The 17,048-nt window shown below is 56.5% G+C and carries 15 protein-coding genes, 1 tRNA gene and 2 rRNA genes; 3 read left to right on the top strand and 15 right to left on the bottom strand.

What is annotated here, in order from left to right; translation table 11 throughout:
* The 3 genes from ACO06L_RS18755 to ACO06L_RS18745 are packed head-to-tail and all read left to right on the top strand — an operon-like array spanning position 1 to position 2,921.
* Positions 1-1,929 carry a penicillin-binding protein activator gene (locus ACO06L_RS18755; protein WP_227715872.1) on the top strand — a complete coding sequence of 643 codons (1,929 nt, stop codon included), beginning with the start codon at positions 1-3 and terminating at the stop codon, positions 1,927-1,929.
* A 24-nt stretch (positions 1,930-1,953) separates the two neighbouring features.
* Positions 1,954-2,319 carry a YraN family protein gene (locus tag ACO06L_RS18750; protein ID WP_064226998.1) on the top strand — a complete coding sequence of 122 codons (366 nt, stop codon included), beginning with the start codon at positions 1,954-1,956 and terminating at the stop codon, positions 2,317-2,319.
* A gap of 11 nt (positions 2,320-2,330) precedes the next feature.
* A complete protein-coding gene (locus ACO06L_RS18745; protein ID WP_064226997.1) occupies positions 2,331-2,921 on the top strand; it encodes a D-sedoheptulose-7-phosphate isomerase in 591 nt (196 codons plus the stop codon).
* A gap of 44 nt (positions 2,922-2,965) precedes the next feature.
* On the opposite strand, the gene ACO06L_RS18740 is transcribed toward ACO06L_RS18745, so the two are convergent.
* From ACO06L_RS18740 to ACO06L_RS18670, 15 genes are all read right to left on the bottom strand, one after another.
* Positions 2,966-3,382 (bottom strand): ClpXP protease specificity-enhancing factor, encoded by a 417-nt coding sequence (locus ACO06L_RS18740; protein ID WP_227512626.1) that lies wholly within the window; start codon positions 3,380-3,382, stop codon positions 2,966-2,968.
* 59 nt (positions 3,383-3,441) lie between these two features.
* A complete protein-coding gene (locus ACO06L_RS18735; protein WP_008176545.1) occupies positions 3,442-4,071 on the bottom strand; it encodes a glutathione S-transferase N-terminal domain-containing protein in 630 nt (209 codons plus the stop codon).
* 108 nt (positions 4,072-4,179) lie between these two features.
* Positions 4,180-4,935, bottom strand: coding sequence for a cytochrome c1 (locus tag ACO06L_RS18730; RefSeq protein ID WP_064226995.1), 756 nt, complete (start codon positions 4,933-4,935; stop codon positions 4,180-4,182).
* Positions 4,935-6,167: a cytochrome b gene (locus ACO06L_RS18725; protein WP_064226994.1), complete on the bottom strand. Its 1,233-nt coding sequence runs from the start codon at positions 6,165-6,167 to the stop codon at positions 4,935-4,937. Before ACO06L_RS18725 ends, ACO06L_RS18730 begins: the two co-directional genes overlap by 1 nt.
* Entirely contained in the window at positions 6,167-6,760 is a 594-nt protein-coding gene (petA, locus tag ACO06L_RS18720; RefSeq protein ID WP_064226993.1) for a ubiquinol-cytochrome c reductase iron-sulfur subunit, read from the bottom strand. Before petA ends, ACO06L_RS18725 begins: the two co-directional genes overlap by 1 nt.
* Before the next feature lie 244 nt (positions 6,761-7,004).
* Positions 7,005-7,397 carry a 30S ribosomal protein S9 gene (gene rpsI / locus ACO06L_RS18715; protein ID WP_064226992.1) on the bottom strand — a complete coding sequence of 131 codons (393 nt, stop codon included), beginning with the start codon at positions 7,395-7,397 and terminating at the stop codon, positions 7,005-7,007.
* Positions 7,398-7,409: 12 nt separating this feature from the next.
* Entirely contained in the window at positions 7,410-7,838 is a 429-nt protein-coding gene (gene rplM / locus ACO06L_RS18710; protein ID WP_008176556.1) for a 50S ribosomal protein L13, read from the bottom strand.
* Positions 7,839-8,031: 193 nt separating this feature from the next.
* Positions 8,032-8,817 carry a TatD family hydrolase gene (locus ACO06L_RS18705; protein ID WP_202347032.1) on the bottom strand — a complete coding sequence of 262 codons (786 nt, stop codon included), beginning with the start codon at positions 8,815-8,817 and terminating at the stop codon, positions 8,032-8,034.
* A gap of 21 nt (positions 8,818-8,838) precedes the next feature.
* The gene (prfC, locus tag ACO06L_RS18700; RefSeq protein ID WP_202347031.1) at positions 8,839-10,419 is read right to left on the bottom strand and encodes a peptide chain release factor 3; all 1,581 of its coding nucleotides are present in this window, start codon (positions 10,417-10,419) and stop codon (positions 8,839-8,841) included.
* A gap of 88 nt (positions 10,420-10,507) precedes the next feature.
* Positions 10,508-10,993 carry a ribosomal protein S18-alanine N-acetyltransferase gene (gene rimI / locus ACO06L_RS18695; RefSeq protein WP_202347030.1) on the bottom strand — a complete coding sequence of 162 codons (486 nt, stop codon included), beginning with the start codon at positions 10,991-10,993 and terminating at the stop codon, positions 10,508-10,510.
* Positions 10,993-11,805 (bottom strand): 2-isopropylmalate synthase, encoded by an 813-nt coding sequence (locus ACO06L_RS18690; RefSeq protein ID WP_202347029.1) that lies wholly within the window; start codon positions 11,803-11,805, stop codon positions 10,993-10,995. Before ACO06L_RS18690 ends, rimI begins: the two co-directional genes overlap by 1 nt.
* A 36-nt stretch (positions 11,806-11,841) precedes the next feature.
* The gene (locus tag ACO06L_RS18685) at positions 11,842-13,392 is read right to left on the bottom strand and encodes a 2-isopropylmalate synthase (protein ID WP_202347028.1); all 1,551 of its coding nucleotides are present in this window, start codon (positions 13,390-13,392) and stop codon (positions 11,842-11,844) included.
* A 130-nt stretch (positions 13,393-13,522) separates the two neighbouring features.
* Positions 13,523-13,637, bottom strand: a 5S ribosomal RNA gene (rrf, locus tag ACO06L_RS18680).
* A 98-nt stretch (positions 13,638-13,735) separates the two neighbouring features.
* Positions 13,736-16,628 (bottom strand): 23S ribosomal RNA (locus tag ACO06L_RS18675).
* 322 nt (positions 16,629-16,950) lie between these two features.
* Positions 16,951-17,026, bottom strand: a tRNA-Ala gene (locus ACO06L_RS18670).
* Between the last annotated feature and the right edge of the window lie 22 nt (positions 17,027-17,048).

The raw sequence follows: 17,048 nt of genomic DNA, 5'->3' as shown, positions 1-17,048 counted from the left end.
TTGCCACCGTTAGTCTGGCGCTACAAGCCCAATCATCCGGAGTATGTCGAGCCTGCCATGATAAAGATCCGCATTCATCAACGAGCCCTGGCCAGCGTATTTACTGCCGCCCTTTTGTCGGCTGGTTGCGCCACCGTGAACCTCGAAACCCATGTTGCACAAACCGCCGATCAGGCCCTGGAACTGGCGAGCAACGAAGACAGCATCGAAACCGCCCAGGCTTACCTGCTCCGGATCGCCAGCAGGTTCCAGGACCAGGGCAATCACGCGGCGGCCAGAACGCTACTTCAAAGTCAGCAGCTGGCGCAACCCGCTACGGGGCTTGGCAACCAGAAACTGCTACTGACCATGGCAAGCGCCACCGCCCTCGAAGATGAATCCTGGGCAAAAGAGATCGCCGGCGAACTCACACCGTCGACCTTTATAGACTACCCGGCGGACCTGATTGCCCGGGCAGCCAACCTGCAGGCGGACACCTTCGCCCTGGCCGGTGAGCCCATGCCTGCAGCCATGACCCTGATCCTGCTGGCCCAGACGGACAACACCGCGGATGCACAACAGATTCACAACCGGGTCTGGTCTCTGCTGGAAGTGGTTCCCGACAGCGAGCTCAACTCAGCCTCTGCCGAGGCCATCGGCTACGAATCCCAGGGATGGCTGGAACTGGCCAGCCTCGTCCGGACACCGGACGCCGGCATTGACGAACAGGGGCGAATCATCCGTGGCTGGCAGAACAACTGGCCCGGTCATCCTGCCGCCCAGGTACTGCCCTCGGAGCTGCAACTGATCGCCACGCTGGCCGAAAGCCGCCCTGAAAAAATCGCCCTCGTCCTGCCCCTCGAGGGGCCGCTGGCAACCGCCGGCAAGGCGATTCGCGATGGCTTTCTGGCGGCCTACTACCTCGACGACTCTGCTGACCGGGGTGAAACCGACATTCGCATCTTCAACACCGCGGGAACATCGTTCAGCGATCTCTACAAACAGCTGTCCGAGCAGGATATCGACCTGATTGTTGGTCCCCTGGAAAAAGAAGCGCTTGCCGGCCTTGGCTCAATGAATACACTGCCGGTGCCCGCGCTGGGGCTGAATTACCTGCCCGCCGATACCAAGCCTGCTGACGGGCTTTATCAATTCGGGCTCTCCGCCGAAGACGAGGCGCGGCAGATTGCCGACCGGCTCGCCGCCGAACAGTTGCGTCAGGTTCTGGTTCTTATCCCCGGCGGCGAATGGGGCGATCGCGTCGAGGCGGCATTGCTGAAACGCATGGCCTCCCATGACGGCGTTGCCCTGGATATTGAACGCTTCTACCGGGAGGACAACCTTCGGGCGGTAACGGCCGATCTGCTGGGCATCACCGTTTCCCGGGACCGGGCCATTCAGGTTGAACGGACTATCGGCATGGACGTCGAGTTCGAGCCAAGGCGCCGGCAGGACGCGGACGCCATCGTCATGGTGGCAGAGCCCACGGTGGCAAGGCAGTTCAAGCCCCTGTTCGCGTTTTATTTCGGGGGTGACCTGCCAGTTTACTCGCCTTCCATTATCTATGAGGGCACACCCGCACCGTCCCGGGACCGAGACCTGAACGGGGTTATTTTCACTGACATTCCGTGGGTTCTGGGCGACGACAACGAACTGCGCACCCGGGCCACGGAAAACCTGTCAGGCACCCGTGGCCAACCCGGTCGCCTGTTCGCCATGGGCGCCGATGCGTGGCAACTGAGTAAACGCCTGCCACTGCTGAAACAGGTCGAAAGCGCCTCGATATCAGGGCAGACCGGTGTACTTACCATGACACCACAGGGCAGCATTCATCGGGAACAGCTGTGGGCACAGTTCCGAAATGGGGTTCCCGAGCTCATCCCTGACCCCGTGACCGAAGAGAGCGAGGCAGCAACCCCGGAACAGGAAACCGCGCCCCTCAGCGAATAACACCACAGGAGCAAATCAGCTGCCATGGATGGCACCAAAACCCTGGGCAATCACTTCGAAGGCGTAGCAGCCCGATACCTTGCAAGTCGGGGCGTGCGGATAATCGAACGCAATATTTACAATCGCGGCGGCGAAATCGACCTCGTGGGCCAGGATGGCGATACCCTTGTGTTCTTTGAGGTCCGCTATCGAGGCGCGGGTAGCCTTGTTGACCCGGCAAGCTCAATCAATTACCCCAAACAGAAACGCCTGATTCGTGCAGTTTCATTCTATTTGCACAGACATGGGCTCTGGAACAACCTCTCGCGAATAGACGTGGTTGCCATCAGCCCGGGTACCGTCAAAAAATACCGGGTACAATGGATCAGGAACGCAATTCTGGCAGGATAGTGATACCGAAAATGACCGACACCGAACACCAGATCAATCAGTGGTTCGCAAGCCATATGGAGCATACTGCCCAGGCCGCCAGCACGGTGGGCCCTGATATTGAGGAGGTTGCCAATGCCTTCGTGGGAACTCTGCTCCAGGACGGAAAAATCATCACCTGCGCCAATGGCAATGCCAACATTCTGGCACAGTACTTCTGCACCGCCCTTCTGAACCGGTTCGACCAGGACAGACCCGCACTACCCGCCATCAACCTTGGCGCCGATGCGACGACCTATTCGGCGATCTGCCGGGATAACCGTTTCAACGACACCTTCTCCCGCCAGGTCAGGGCAATTGGCAAACCCGGAGACCTGCTTTTCGTCATTGTTGATGACGGGCACAAGGCCAACCTCATCCAGGCGATCCAGGTCGCCCATGACCGGGAAATGAGCGTTGTGGTTCTCAGTGCACGGGAAAAATCGGATATAACGTCGCTATTACACCCGGAAGATCACGAAATTGCACTGAACAATCTCAGCCCAACCGAGGCAACGCCACTATTACTGCTCATCATTAACGCCCTTTGTGGGCTGATCGACGCGAAGATCTTCGGGGGATAAAAAAGCCAGCAAATGCTGGCTTTCTCAAGACGGTGGGGCGAGGTTTATTTAACGACCTTGAGGGTTGGCCTGCCCGAAGGGCGATCCTCCTGCCCGGATGAAGACTGCTCGCCTTCACGCTCACGGGAAGTGCCGTCAGGATCCGGGGAGCCTGGCTCGCTACCGAACACCATGCCCTCACCGTTTTCCTTGGCGTAGATTGCCATAACCGCCTGCAGCGGAATGAACACCTGCATGGGCACGCCGCCAAAACGGGCACTGAACTCCAGTGCGCCATTGCCGATCACCAGGCCACGCACCGCTCCCGGACTGATATTCAGAACAATCTGTCCATTCGCGACATGCTCAGTCGGCACCTGCACACCCTGAATGCCTGCATCCACCACGATGTAGGGGGTACAGTCATTGTCCAGTATCCACTCATTGAATGCTCGTACCAGGTACGGGCGGCTGGACGTCATGGTGTTTTTACTCTCAGCCACTGCCACTCTCCTGCTCCGGCCAGCGGAACGTTACCAAATCAGCTGCGAATGTCTTCTTCCAGATCGGACAGGCTTGCCTTGAACCCTTCCCGGCTGAAGATGCTCTCCATGTACTTCTGCAGTGGCTTGGCCTGCTTTTCGTTCAGCTCGATACCGAGCGACGGAAGGCGCCAGAGGATCGGAGCAATACAACAGTCCACGATAGTGAACTCTTCAGACAGGAAGAACGGCATCTCTCCAAACAGCGGTGCCGTTGCCAACAGGCTCTCTTTCAGCTCTTTGCGCGCTGTTTCAGAGGCCTTGGCGTTCGGCTGCGCCAGGATCTGGTCAACCAGGCCACACCAGTCTTTCTGAATCCGATGAATCATCAGACGGCTGTTGGCACGGGCAACCGGGTACACCGGCAACAAGGGGGGATGCGGGAAACGCTCGTCGAGGTACTCCATCATGATGTTGGGCTCATAAAGCACCAGATCACGATCCACCAGTGTCGGCAGGGCGTTGTACGGGTTCAGGTCGGCTAGCTCAGCCGGCGGATTGTCGGGATCCACATCAACGATATCGACGGTAACACCCTTCTCTGCCAGAACAATGCGCACTCTGTGGCTGTAATGGCTGGCCGGATCCGAGAAAAACGTCATTGATGACCGCTTGGTCACAACGCCCATAGAACTACCTCACGAGTAAACAAACCGAAATGATCCTGAAAAAACGCAAAAATCCAGCGGGCCGGTTATGCCCGCTGGAACTCAGGGGACGGGATTATACCCTATTTCTCAGTGTACGTCCTTCCAGTACTCACGATTGAGCAGGTAGGCGAACACGAAGAAGATGGCCACAAAGATCAAGACAAAGATCCCCAGACGCTCACGCTCAAGCTTGACCGGATCACCCATGTAAGACATGAAATTGGTCAGGTCATACATGGCCTGGTCAAACTCGGCTCCTGACATGCTGCCTTCGATAGCGTACTCCGGGCAAACGTCCGCGTTGTTAATGTTGCCACTCAAAGGCTCAACGCTGGCCGGGGTACCAATATTAGGCTCGACGGCACACAGCCCCTGCATACCAACCAGGACATGGGGCATGCCCACAGCCGGGAACACCACGTTGTTCACGCCCAGCGGACGGGACTCGTCTTTGTAGAAACCACGCAGGTACGAATACACCCACGCTTCGCCACGCAAACGGGTTTCCAGCGTAAGGTCCGGTGGCGGCGCACCGAACCAGTCAGCCGCCATGTCCTTGTTCATGGAGTTTTTCATCAGCTCGCCAATCTTGGCGCTGGTGAAGATCAGATTCTCCTCATACAGCTCGTCGGGAATCTCCAGGTCGTCAGCCACACGCTTGTAGCGGGCATATTCCATGGAGTGACAGCCCATGCAGTAGTTGGTGAACAGGGCTGCACCGCGCTGCAAAGATGCTTTGTCAGAGTGATCTGACTCAAAGCTGTCCAGCGGCACAGTTGAACCCGCTGCCAGCCCGAGAGCTGGCAGGACCGCGATGAAAAGACCAAAAATCAGCTTTCTCATTATCCTGTCACCCTCTCTGGAACTGGCTTGGTTTTCTCCATACGCGTATAGAACGGCATGAGGATAAAGTAGAGGAAGTACAGCACCGTCAGAACTTGGGCAACCATGGTGCGGCCTTCAGTCGCAGGTACCAGGCCGAGATAGCCAAGCACCACGAAGCTGACTGCGAAGATGGCCAGGGCAATCCGACTCAACCAGCCCTTGTAACGCATTGAACGCACCGGACTCTTGTCCAGCCAGGGCAGCACGAACAGAATGGCGATCGCCGCACCCATCACCACAACACCCCAGAACTTGGCATCCAGACCGAACAGGTCAATGGTTACCGCACGCAGCATTGCGTAGAAAGGTGTGAAGTACCAGACCGGAGCAATGTGATTTGGCGTTTTCAGCGGGTTTGCCGGCTCGAAATTCGGCTTCTCAATGAACAGCCCACCGCCTTCCGGGAAGAAGAACACGACGATGAAGAAGATAAAGAAGAATACACCAACGCCCAGCAGGTCGTGCACAGTGTAGTAAGGATGGAACGGGATACCGTCTTTCGGAATGCCGTTTTCGTCCTTGTTTTTCTTGATATCAATACCGTCAGGGTTGTTTGAGCCCACTTCATGCAGCGCCAGGATGTGAAGCACAACCAGACCAAGCAGAACGATCGGCAGCGCCACCACATGCAACGCGAAGAAGCGGTTCAGGGTAATGCCGGAAATCAGGTAATCGCCACGAATCCACAGTGACAGATCCTCACCAATGACCGGAATAGCACCGAACAGGTTAACGATAACCTGCGCACCCCAGTAGGACATCTGGCCCCAGGGCAGCAGATAACCCATGAACGCCTCAGCCATCAGGATCAGGTAGATCAACATACCGAAGATCCAGATCAATTCACGCGGCTTCTGGTAGGAGCCATACATCAGCCCCCGGAACATGTGGAGATACACCACGACGAAGAATGCCGAAGCACCGGTAGAGTGCAGGTAACGCAGCAACCAACCCCATTCGACATCACGCATGATGTACTCGACAGATGCAAACGCACCTTCACCGGAGGGGTTATAGCTCATGGTGAGCCAGATCCCGGTAACCAGCTGGTTTACCAGAACCAGCATGGCGAGGGAGCCAAAGAAGTACCACACGTTGAAGTTTTTCGGCGCGTAATACTTGCCCAGATGCTTGTTCCAGGCATCTACGATCGGCAGACGTTCGTCTACCCAGTTAATCAGCTTTTGCATTACGCTGCCTCCGGATCAAGACCAATCGTGAGGGTCGCATCGTCGTCAAAACGATAAGGCGGCACCTCGAGGTTCAGGGGAGCAGGCTGCGCCTCGTAGACCCTTCCGGCCATATCATATCGGGAACCGTGACACGGACAGAAAAGACCACCCAGCCACTCGTCACCGAGATCCGCCGGAGCAACTTCCGGTCGGTAGGACGGAACACAGCCAAGATGGGTACACAGCCCTACAAGCACGGCAAATTCCGGCTTCAGGGAGCGCAGGATGCCATCAATATACGGTGGCTGCTGAGGTGCTTCCGACTGGGGGTCTTTCACCCGGTCGTTAAGCTTCTCGATATTCGCCTGCATCTCTTCGGTACGGCGGATGATCCAGACCGGCTTACCCCGCCACTCGACCGTAATCTGCTGACCCGGTTCAATCTTGCTGACATTGACGGTTACCGGTGCACCCGCTGCTTCCGCTTTGGCACTGGGATTCCAGGATGCCACGAAAGGAACGGCCGCACCGACGACGCCGACTCCACCCACCACAGACGTAGCACCGATCAGAAACCGGCGCCGGCCTTGGCTCACGTCGCCATTACTCATTATGGTTTTCTCCCATCAGGCGATGTCACAGCCCGCAAAACCGCCGGCAATGTGCATCTAAAAGGACTTCACAACCCAAAAATATAAGCGCCCAAATGGTAATGAAATTACCAGGGGCTTACAAGTCGGAAAGCCGCCGCTGGCGCCTCATCCCTGTTCCAGATCAATTTGCTGACAAATCGCCCGAACATAAAAAAACCCGACCGAAAAGGGCCGGGTTTTCCAGGATCCTGCTCCAGCGAAATTAACGCTTGGAGTACTGAGGACGCTTACGCGCCTTGCGCAGACCCACTTTCTTACGCTCGACTTCACGCGCGTCACGGGTAACGTAACCCGCCTTACGCAGCGCCGGACGCAGAGTTTCGTCGTAATCCATCAGAGCGCGGGTCAGACCATGGCGAATCGCGCCAGCTTGGCCACTGATACCACCACCCTTGACGGTGATGTTGATATCAAAGCGATCGGTAGATTCGGCAACAACCAGCGGCTGACGAACGATCATGCGCAGAGTCTCACGACCGAAGAAATCTTCGATTGAGCGACCATTGATGGAGATGTTACCGCTTCCCGGCTTGATAAAAACCCGAGCCGTGGATGTCTTGCGGCGACCAGTACCGTAATTTTGTGCTACAGACATATCCGCCTTCCGTTAAATGTCGAGTTCTTTGGGCTGCTGGGCTGCGTGAGGATGCTCAGCGCCGGCATAGATTTTCAGCTTCTTGAACATGGCGCGACCGAGCGGGCCTTTCGGAAGCATGCCTTTGACAGACTTCTGAATGATTTGCTCGGGAGCCTTGTCGACCAGCTTCTCGAAGTTGATGGATTTGATTCCACCCGGAAAGCCGGTATGACTGTAGTACATCTTGTCAGATGCTTTCTTGCCGGTAACCCGCACCTGGCTCGCGTTGATCACAACAATGTAATCGCCAGTGTCTACGTGAGGGGTGTACTCAGGCTTATGCTTGCCCCGCAGACGTAGGGCGATTTCGGTTGACAGACGACCCAGCGTCTTGCCGGCTGCGTCTACAACGTACCAGTCACGTTTTACTGTTTCTGGTTTCGCACTCAGAGTCTTCATTGATTCCGCCTTGAACGCTATATAAGAAACGTTAAAAACCACCACCGGTAAATGCAAGGCATCCGGAGGAGGTTCCATACCTGTGTTGCGCTGCCATCATTCGGGGCTGAGATAATGACATCGCCTTGAAAAGCCAGGGCGCGAAGTATACTCGAACCACCCAGGAAAGCCAACCCTGTGTCGATTCGTTTCGTTATTCCCCTATGCCGGCACTGGACCAACCATATAACCGGTAAACATTATCCAGAAGTACAGGCGCCAATTGCTCCGGCGTCCCGCCACGGATCTCCGCGAGCGCGTCCAGAATATCCAACAGGTACCGTGGGGAATTCTGCCCCTGCTGCACGCCTTCCGGTGCCATGTCCGGCGCATCCGTTTCGAGCACCAGCGCTTCCAGTGGCAGCCTTGCGATTGCATCGCGGGTCTTTCGCGCCCTGGGATGGGTAATCACGCCCCCCACTCCGATGAAGCACCCCAGGTCAACCAGCTTGCGGGCCTGCTGAAAACTTCCGCTGAAGCCGTGAAGCAGGGCCCGGCCACCCCACTGCCGACCATTAAGCAGACTGTGTACTTCGTCATGGGTCTTAACGGAATGGATCACCAGCGGCATATTTAGCTCTTGAGCCAGCTCCACTTGCGCCTCAAACCAGGGCCACTGCAGTTCGAGACTTCCCCGCAGCCGGTCGAGCCCGCACTCACCGATTGCCACACAGCGCTCGGGGTGAGCCTCCAGCAGCCGGCGGAGCTCCGTCAGATCCTCCTCCGAATGCTCTTCAACGAACCAGGGATGTATGCCAAGACAGTAAAACAGGCCTTTGTGCGCCAGCGCTGTGTCACGAACCCGGCCCCAATCCGGCCGCCTGACACCGGGTATTACCAGCCCACGAAGTCCGCGCGAGCGACCCTGCTCAAGTTCCGCATCGCGGCGGCCATCGAACTGGGGAAAATCAAAATGGCAATGGGCGTCGATCAGCTGCACAGTCACCTCCGCCCGGAACCGTTAATGCTCCCGGGTCTTGTGGAACTGGATGTCCGGATACCTCTCCTGGGCCAGATTCAGGTTCACCATGGTCGGAGCGATATAGGCGAGCCGGTCACTGCCATCAAGGGCCAGGTTGTCGTTGTTCTTGCGCTGGAACTCGTCCAGCTTCCTGTCATCACTGCAGGTCACCCACCGAGCCGTGGCGACGTTAATCGGCTCATAGATCGCCTCGACCTTGTACTCACTTTTCAGGCGGCTGACCACCACGTCGAACTGCAAAACACCCACTGCGCCAACGATCAGATCGTTATTGCGCAGCGGCCTGAATACCTGAACGGCACCCTCTTCCGACAGCTGAATCAACCCTTTCTGGAGCTGCTTGGCCTTGAGCGGATCCTTCAAGCGAATCCGACGGAACAGTTCCGGGGCAAAGTTCGGGATACCGGTGAACTTCATGTCTTCACCGGCAGTAAAGGTATCGCCCAACTGAATGGTGCCATGATTGTGCAGGCCGATAATATCGCCGGCAAAGGCCTGCTCGGCGTGCTCACGGTCACCGGCCATGAAGGTCAGCGCGTCGGAAAAGCGCACTTCCTTGCCGATACGTACATGACGGGCTTTCATGCCCTGGTTGTAACTGCCGGAAACAATGCGGAGAAACGCAACGCGATCGCGGTGTTGCGGGTCCATATTAGCCTGGATCTTGAAGACGAAGCCCGAGAAGCCGTCCTCTGCAGGCTGGACCAGTCTCTGGTCGGTTTCCCGTGGCTGTGGCGCCGGGGCCCATTCCACCAGACCATCCAGCATGTGGTCGACACCGAAGTTACCCAGGGCGGTACCAAAGAATACCGGCGTCAACTCGCCAGCAAGAAAGGCTTCCTGATCAAACTCGTGGGACGCGCCTTTGACCAGCTCAATTTCATCACGCAGATCGCCCGCATAGGCGCCAATGGCGTCGTCCAGCTCCGGGTTATCAAGACCTGAGATAACCCGCTTGTCCTGAATCATGTGCCCCTGACCGGACTGATAGAGAATGACCTCATCCCGAAGCAGGTGATACACACCCTTGAAGCTCTTGCCCATACCAATAGGCCAGGTGATCGGCGCGCAGGCAATCTTCAGTACGTCCTCAACCTCATCCATCAGTTCCACCGGATCCCGCGTATCCCGGTCCAGCTTGTTCATGAACGTGAGAATGGGGGTATCCCGCAGGCGAGTAACTTCCATGAGCTTGATGGTCCGCGCCTCGACACCCTTGGCGCTGTCAATCACCATCAGGCAGGAGTCCACCGCAGTCAGGGTCCGGTAGGTATCCTCAGAGAAATCCTCGTGGCCCGGCGTATCCAGAAGGTTCACCAGCTTTCCGCCATAGGGAAACTGCATAACGGACGTGGTTACCGAGATTCCCCGCTCTTTCTCCATTTCCATCCAGTCAGACTTGGCGTGCTGGCCGGATTTCTTTCCCTTGACGGTACCGGCTTTCTGGATCGCCTGCCCGAACAACAGCACCTTCTCGGTAATGGTGGTTTTACCGGCATCCGGGTGCGAAATAATGGCAAAGGTGCGGCGCTTGGCCACTTCCTGGGAAAGGTTAGACATAATCGAAAAGCAACCTGAATCTGATGTTCTGGAAAAGGCGGCCATTATAGGCCCTATGCCGCTGCGACGCTAACTCGCACTGAAGCGGTCAACGGCCGAGGGCACGCATCAGAACGCGAGCATCCTCCCGGCCGTTGGCAGCCGGATAATACCCGGGTCGCTGGCCGATCTCGTGAAAGCCCTCACTCTGGTACAAAGCGATGGCGGCATGATTGCTGACCCTGACCTCGAGCAACAGCTGGGACATGCCCTCATGGGCTGCGGTTGCCAGCACGTGCCTCAGCAGATAGCGCCCGACACCCTCACCGCGGCCCCTCGGGTGGACGCAGATATTCAGCAAATGGGCTTCATCAACGATATAGGCCACGACAGCGTAGGCCATCAGCATGTCTCCATGACAGACACCCCAGAGCCGGTAGTTGTCCTTGAAACAATCAAGAAACACCGACTCACTCCAGGGATGGGAATAACCTTGGCGTTCTATATCAAGTACAGCCGGAACATCGTCTGGCGCCAGGGGCCGAACCAGCAGATCGGCGTGGAGGACTTTCTGGTAGGTTTCCGGACAGGCCATTAACGGGCGACCAGGGGCCGTATTTGTTGCCAGAGCGACCGCTTCAGGGTCGGGTCACCGGCAATCTCGGCGAGGGTGTGCGGAAACCGAACCGCGGCGTCACGACCAAGCGCTTCCAGCAGCCAGCTGTGATCTGAGTCTCCGGCGCCCTGCAGAAGCACAACCGGCTGACGCTCCAGACCCGACAGAACACTGCGCATCACCTCGACAAAGTCATGGCCCGAGTTCCCGGGCACCAGCAGATTGTTGAAGATGGGCCAGGCCACATGCCCAAGCGCACTGGGCTGGCTTTCGCCCAGGCTCTTGAGGATATTCAACGCGAGGGTTTCCTGGAGCCGACTGCTGGCATCCGCGGACATGCCTCCGATCAGCGCAGCACCGCTCCCTGCCCAGACCATGAGATTGACCCGCTCTGCGGGGATCACAGACGATCGCGCTGCCGTCTCCTCTGGCGGCTCTGGTTCCGGGGAGTGCGTAATGGCCTCCGGCAAGGAAGGCGATTCGGGGGGCTGTCGGGAGGTTTTTCCCGGAACGCCAGCATCAGCTTCCATTAACGCCTGCAGATCCGCGATTCGGGCAACGCCCTCGGTTCGATTTGGCGCTGCCGGTTTACCCGGAGCCGGGCGAGCTGCATTGCTTACCGGGCGAGAGACAGGCTCGGAAACGACCGGGATAGTTTGTGGAACCTCAGTTGCCTCGGGAAATTCAAACTCAGGACTTGGCGCCGCACCCGGCAGCGGTTGCCGGGCATACCACATCCGTATTCCTGCGGCTCCCAGGTAAAACTGACGCTCTGCTTCCGATCCAATCATTAACTTCGCCTGTCCGGGTTCACCGAATTCACATTCTCACACATCCGCAACCTGGGGATGCTGTCGGATTCCGCCCTTACTGATCAGGTTCAGGGCCTCTATGTAGGCCTTGGCAGAGGCGATGATGATATCAGTATCAGCACCCACGCCGTTAACGATCCGACCCCCGCGCTCCAGGCGCACAGTCACTTCACCCTGGGCGTCGGTGCCGCTGGTGATGTTATTCACTGAATACAGCTGAAGGTTGCAGCCGGAATCCACCAGGGATTCGATTGCCTTGAACGTGGCATCGACCGGCCCGCTGCCTTCGGCCTCAACCTTGTGTTCTTTGCCGTCTACCGTCAGGGTCAGATTGGCCTTGGGCACGACTCCGGTCTCGGAGCATACCTGCATACAAACCAGGCCATACCGGCCATCTTCCTCTTTCTGTCGGGTATCGCTGGCAATCGCCTGGAGATCTTCGTCGAAAATTTCATGCTTCAGATCTGCCAGTGCCTTGAACCTTGTAAACGCTTCGTTCAACTCCGTTTCGGTCTCAAACTGAATCCCGAGTTCCAGCAAACGGGTGCGGAACGCGTTACGGCCGGAATGTTTACCCAGCACCAGGCTGTTGGTGTGCCAACCCACATCCTGTGCCCGCATGATCTCGTAGGTTTCGCGGTGCTTCAGAACCCCATCCTGATGAATGCCGGACTCATGGGCAAAGGCATTGGCGCCAACGATGGCCTTGTTGGGCTGGACCGGAAACCCGGTGATCGTGGACACCAGGCGCGACGCAGGCACGATGTGCTGGGTATCAATGCGGGTGTCTATGTGGAACAGGTCCTGGCGGGTGCGAACCGTCATCACAATTTCCTCGAGCGCTGCGTTACCGGCACGCTCACCCAAGCCATTGATGGTGCACTCCACCTGACGAGCGCCCTGGGAGACGGCTGCCAGAGAGTTGGAGACTGCCAGGCCGAGATCGTTGTGGCAATGCACCGAAAAAATGGCCTTGTCGGCGTTTGGAATCCGGTTCATAAGCTGACGGATGGTTTCCCCGAACTGCTCGGGAATGGCGTAGCCCACCGTATCCGGAATGTTGATTGTGCTGGCGCCGGCATCAATTGCCGCTTCTATAATCCGGCACAGAAAGTCCAGTTCCGAGCGTCCGGCGTCCTCGCATGAAAACTCAACATCGTCGACATGACTCCGGGCGCGTTTAACCGAACGAACCGCCTGCTCTACCACTTCATCAGGCTGCATCTGCAGCTTGTGCTTCATGTGAATGGGCGACGTGGCAATAAACGTGTGAATGCGGCCGCGCTGTGCCGGCCGGATGGCCTCTGCTGCGCGGTCGATATCCTTGTCGAGCGCCCGGGCGAGACTGCAGATTGTCGAATCCTTGATGGACTCCGCGATCGCTTTGACCGCCTCGAAATCACCCTGGCTGGCAATCGCGAACCCTGCCTCAATAACGTCGACACGGAGCTTTTCCAGCGCTTTGGCAATGCGGAGCTTTTCCGCTTTGTTCATGGTGGCACCGGGGCTTTGCTCACCATCACGGAGCGTTGTATCGAAGATGACCAGGTGATCAGTGGCAGGCATTTGCAGGCTCCATTCAGAGATTTCGTTCGTTATGGAGAGAGTATATCACCGGGTGGAGGTGAGCGAGGGCCCGAGTTTCAGGCAATAAAAAACCCCAGCATCAAGGATGCTGGGGTTTAGGGTATTAGGCGCCTGACGATGACCTACTCTCACATGGGCAACGCCACACTACCATCGGCGCTGGTCTGTTTCACTTCTGAGTTCGGGATGGGATCAGGTGGTTCCAGACCGCTATGGTCGTCAGGCAAAACGGTTGATCACTGGGGGACGAGATGGAACTGAGTGGTATTGATTTCGTTTGAGCGATTAGCTCTGCGTTATCCGCAATTGTCTTGGGTGTTATATAGTCAAGCCGCACGAGCAATTAGTATCGGTTAGCTCAACGCCTCGCAGCGCTTACACACCCGACCTATCAACGTCCTGGTCTTGAACGGCTCTTCAGGGACCTCGAGGGTCCAGGGAGATCTCATCTTGGAAGGGGCTTCCCGCTTAGATGCTTTCAGCGGTTATCCTGTCCGAACATAGCTACCGGGCAATGCGACTGGCGTCACAACCCGAACACCAGAGGTTCGTCCACTCCGGTCCTCTCGTACTAGGAGCAGCTTTCCTCAAATCTCCAACGTCCACGGCAGATAGGGACCGAACTGTCTCACGACGTTCTAAACCCAGCTCGCGTACCACTTTAAATGGCGAACAGCCATACCCTTGGGACCGGCTTCAGCCCCAGGATGTGATGAGCCGACATCGAGGTGCCAAACACCGCCGTCGATGTGAACTCTTGGGCGGTATCAGCCTGTTATCCCCGGAGTACCTTTTATCCGTTGAGCGATGGCCCTTCCATACAGAACCACCGGATCACTATGACCTACTTTCGTACCTGCTCGACGTGTCTGTCTCGCAGTTAAGCGGGCTTGTGCCATTACACTAACCGCATGATGTCCGACCATGCTTAGCCCACCTTTGTGCTCCTCCGTTACGCTTTGGGAGGAGACCGCCCCAGTCAAACTACCCACCACACAGTGTCCTCATCCCCGATAAGGGGACCAAGTTAGAACCTCAAACATGTCAGGCTGGTATTTCAAGGTTGGCTCCATGAGAACTGGCGTTCCCACTTCAAAGCCTCCCAGCTATCCTACACAAACATGCTCAAAGTTCACTGTGAAGCTATAGTAAAGGTTCACGGGGTCTTTCCGTCTAGCCGCGGATACACCGCATCTTCACGGCGATTTCAATTTCACTGAGTCTCGGGTAGAGACAGCGCCCCCATCGTTACGCCATTCGTGCAGGTCGGAACTTACCCGACAAGGAATTTCGCTACCTTAGGACCGTTATAGTTACGGCCGCCGTTTACCGGGGCTTCGATCAAGAGCTTCGCGCAAGCGCTAACCCCATCAATTAACCTTCCGGCACCGGGCAGGCGTCACACCGTATACGTCCACTTTCGTGTTTGCACAGTGCTGTGTTTTTAATAAACAGTCGCAGGGGCCTGGTATCTTCGACTGGCGTCAGCTCCACCCGCAAGGGGTCTCACCTACCACCAGCGTGCCTTCTCCCGAAGTTACGGCACCATTTTGCCTAGTTCCTTTACCCGAGTTCTCTCAAGCGCCTTGGTATTCTCTACCTGACCACCTGTGTCGGTTTGGGGTACGGTCTCGAATAGCCTGAAGCTTAGAAGATTTTCCTGGAAGCATGGCATCAATGACTTCCCGCTCTAAGAGCAGTCGTCGTCGCGTCTCGAGATTGTGGACCCGGATTTGCCTAAGTCCACTCCCTACTCGCTTAAACCGGGACAACCGTCGCCCGGCTCACCTAGCCTTCTCCGTCTCTCCATCGCAGCTATCCAAGGTACGGGAATATTAACCCGTTTCCCATCGACTACACCTTTCGGTCTCGCCTTAGGGGCCGACTCACCCTGCGCCGATTAGCGTTGCGCAGGAACCCTTGGTCTTCCGGCGTGCGGGTTTTTCACCCGCATTGTCGTTACTCATGTCAGCATTCGCACTTCTGATACCTCCAGCATGCTTCTCAACACACCTTCGCAGGCTTACAGAACGCTCCCCTACCCCGCATACAAAGTATGCAGCCGCAGCTTCGGTGACCAGTTTGAGCCCCGTTACATCTTCCGCGCAGGCCGACTCGACTAGTGAGCTATTACGCTTTCTTTAAAGGATGGCTGCTTCTAAGCCAACCTCCTAGCTGTCTGAGCCTTCCCACATCGTTTCCCACTTAACTGGTACTTGGGGACCTTAGCTGGCGGTCTGGGTTGTTTCCCTCTTCACGACGGACGTTAGCACCCGCCGTGTGTCTCCCGGATAGTACTCACAGGTATTCGGAGTTTGCATCGGGTTGGTAAGTCGGGATGACCCCCTAGCCGAAACAGTGCTCTACCCCCTGTGGTATTCGTCCGAGGCGCTACCTAAATAGCTTTCGGGGAGAACCAGCTATCTCCGGGCTTGATTAGCCTTTCACTCCGATCCACAAGTCATCCCCTGGCTTTTCAACGACAGTGGGTTCGGTCCTCCAGTGCCTGTTACGGCACCTTCAACCTGCTCATGGATAGATCGCCCGGTTTCGGGTCTATGCCCAGCGACTAAATCGCCCTATTCAGACTCGGTTTCCCTACGGCTCCCCTAAACGGTTAACCTCGCCACTGAACATAAGTCGCTGACCCATTATACAAAAGGTACGCCGTCACGGAACAAGTCCGCTCCGACTGCTTGTACGCATACGGTTTCAGGATCTATTTCACTCCCCTCACAGGGGTTCTTTTCGCCTTTCCCTCACGGTACTGGTTCACTATCGGTCAGTCAGGAGTATTTAGCCTTGGAGGATGGTCCCCCCATGTTCAGACAGGATATCACGTGTCCCGTCCTACTCGATTTCACCAGACTCAGGTTTCGGATACGGGGCTATCACCCACTATGGCGGCACTTTCCAGAGCCTTCTCCTACCAGTTGTCTAGCTTAAGGGCTAGTCCCCGTTCGCTCGCCGCTACTTAGGGAATCTCGGTTGATTTCTTTTCCTCGGGGTACTTAGATGTTTCAGTTCCCCCGGTTCGCCTCTTACACCTATGGATTCAGTGTAAGATACCGACCCGAAAGTCGGTGGGTTTCCCCATTCAGAAATGCCCGGATCACAGCTTGTTTGCCAGCTCCCCGAACCTTATCGCAGGCTTCCACGTCTTTCATCGCCTCTGACTGCCAAGGCATCCACCGTATGCGCTTAGTTGCTTGACTATATAACCCCAAGACAACTGATCACGATTCAACATCCCTCACCAGGCAAGCCTGATAAAGAACCCTGTTTCGAGACAGCCACTTGAAGCAATAGAACAACCACTTCAACGACAACACCGGATAACGCTTGAAATCGTTATCACTCTGATCAATGAATTCCGGAGATAATGGAATCCATCAATCGTGTTCTATCTCGTCCAATTTGTTAAAGAGCAAATCTGACCCAGTGATCAGAAAGGAAGGCTTCATCAGTATGAAACATTCGTTTCTGTACACTACTAACCGGAGTTAGTCAGTTTAAAGCATCGATCGTTCAGGCTTTTGGTGGAGCCAGGCGGGATCGAACCGCCGACCTCCTGCGTGCAAGGCAGGCGCTCTCCCAGCTGAGCTATGGCCCCTCGATCTTCCACACAAGCCAGG

This window comes from Marinobacter sp. (genome assembly GCF_965229985.1).
GTDB lineage: Bacteria > Pseudomonadota > Gammaproteobacteria > Pseudomonadales > Oleiphilaceae > Marinobacter.
This window is presented reverse-complemented; position numbering and strand designations above follow the sequence as displayed.

Coding starts and splice junctions, on each gene's coding strand:
- ACO06L_RS18750 (WP_064226998.1), top strand. CDS start 1,954: ATGGATGGCACCAAAACCCTGGGCAATCACTTCGAAGGCGTAGCAGCC.
- ACO06L_RS18745 (WP_064226997.1), top strand. CDS start 2,331: ATGACCGACACCGAACACCAGATCAATCAGTGGTTCGCAAGCCATATG.
- ACO06L_RS18740 (WP_227512626.1), bottom strand. CDS start 3,382: ATGACGTCCAGCCGCCCGTACCTGGTACGAGCATTCAATGAGTGGATA.
- ACO06L_RS18735 (WP_008176545.1), bottom strand. CDS start 4,071: ATGGGCGTTGTGACCAAGCGGTCATCAATGACGTTTTTCTCGGATCCG.
- ACO06L_RS18730 (WP_064226995.1), bottom strand. CDS start 4,935: ATGAGAAAGCTGATTTTTGGTCTTTTCATCGCGGTCCTGCCAGCTCTC.
- ACO06L_RS18725 (WP_064226994.1), bottom strand. CDS start 6,167: ATGCAAAAGCTGATTAACTGGGTAGACGAACGTCTGCCGATCGTAGAT.
- petA (WP_064226993.1), bottom strand. CDS start 6,760: ATGAGTAATGGCGACGTGAGCCAAGGCCGGCGCCGGTTTCTGATCGGT.
- rpsI (WP_064226992.1), bottom strand. CDS start 7,397: ATGTCTGTAGCACAAAATTACGGTACTGGTCGCCGCAAGACATCCACG.
- rplM (WP_008176556.1), bottom strand. CDS start 7,838: ATGAAGACTCTGAGTGCGAAACCAGAAACAGTAAAACGTGACTGGTAC.
- prfC (WP_202347031.1), bottom strand. CDS start 10,419: ATGTCTAACCTTTCCCAGGAAGTGGCCAAGCGCCGCACCTTTGCCATT.
- rimI (WP_202347030.1), bottom strand. CDS start 10,993: ATGGCCTGTCCGGAAACCTACCAGAAAGTCCTCCACGCCGATCTGCTG.
- ACO06L_RS18690 (WP_202347029.1), bottom strand. CDS start 11,805: ATGATTGGATCGGAAGCAGAGCGTCAGTTTTACCTGGGAGCCGCAGGA.
- ACO06L_RS18685 (WP_202347028.1), bottom strand. CDS start 13,392: ATGCCTGCCACTGATCACCTGGTCATCTTCGATACAACGCTCCGTGAT.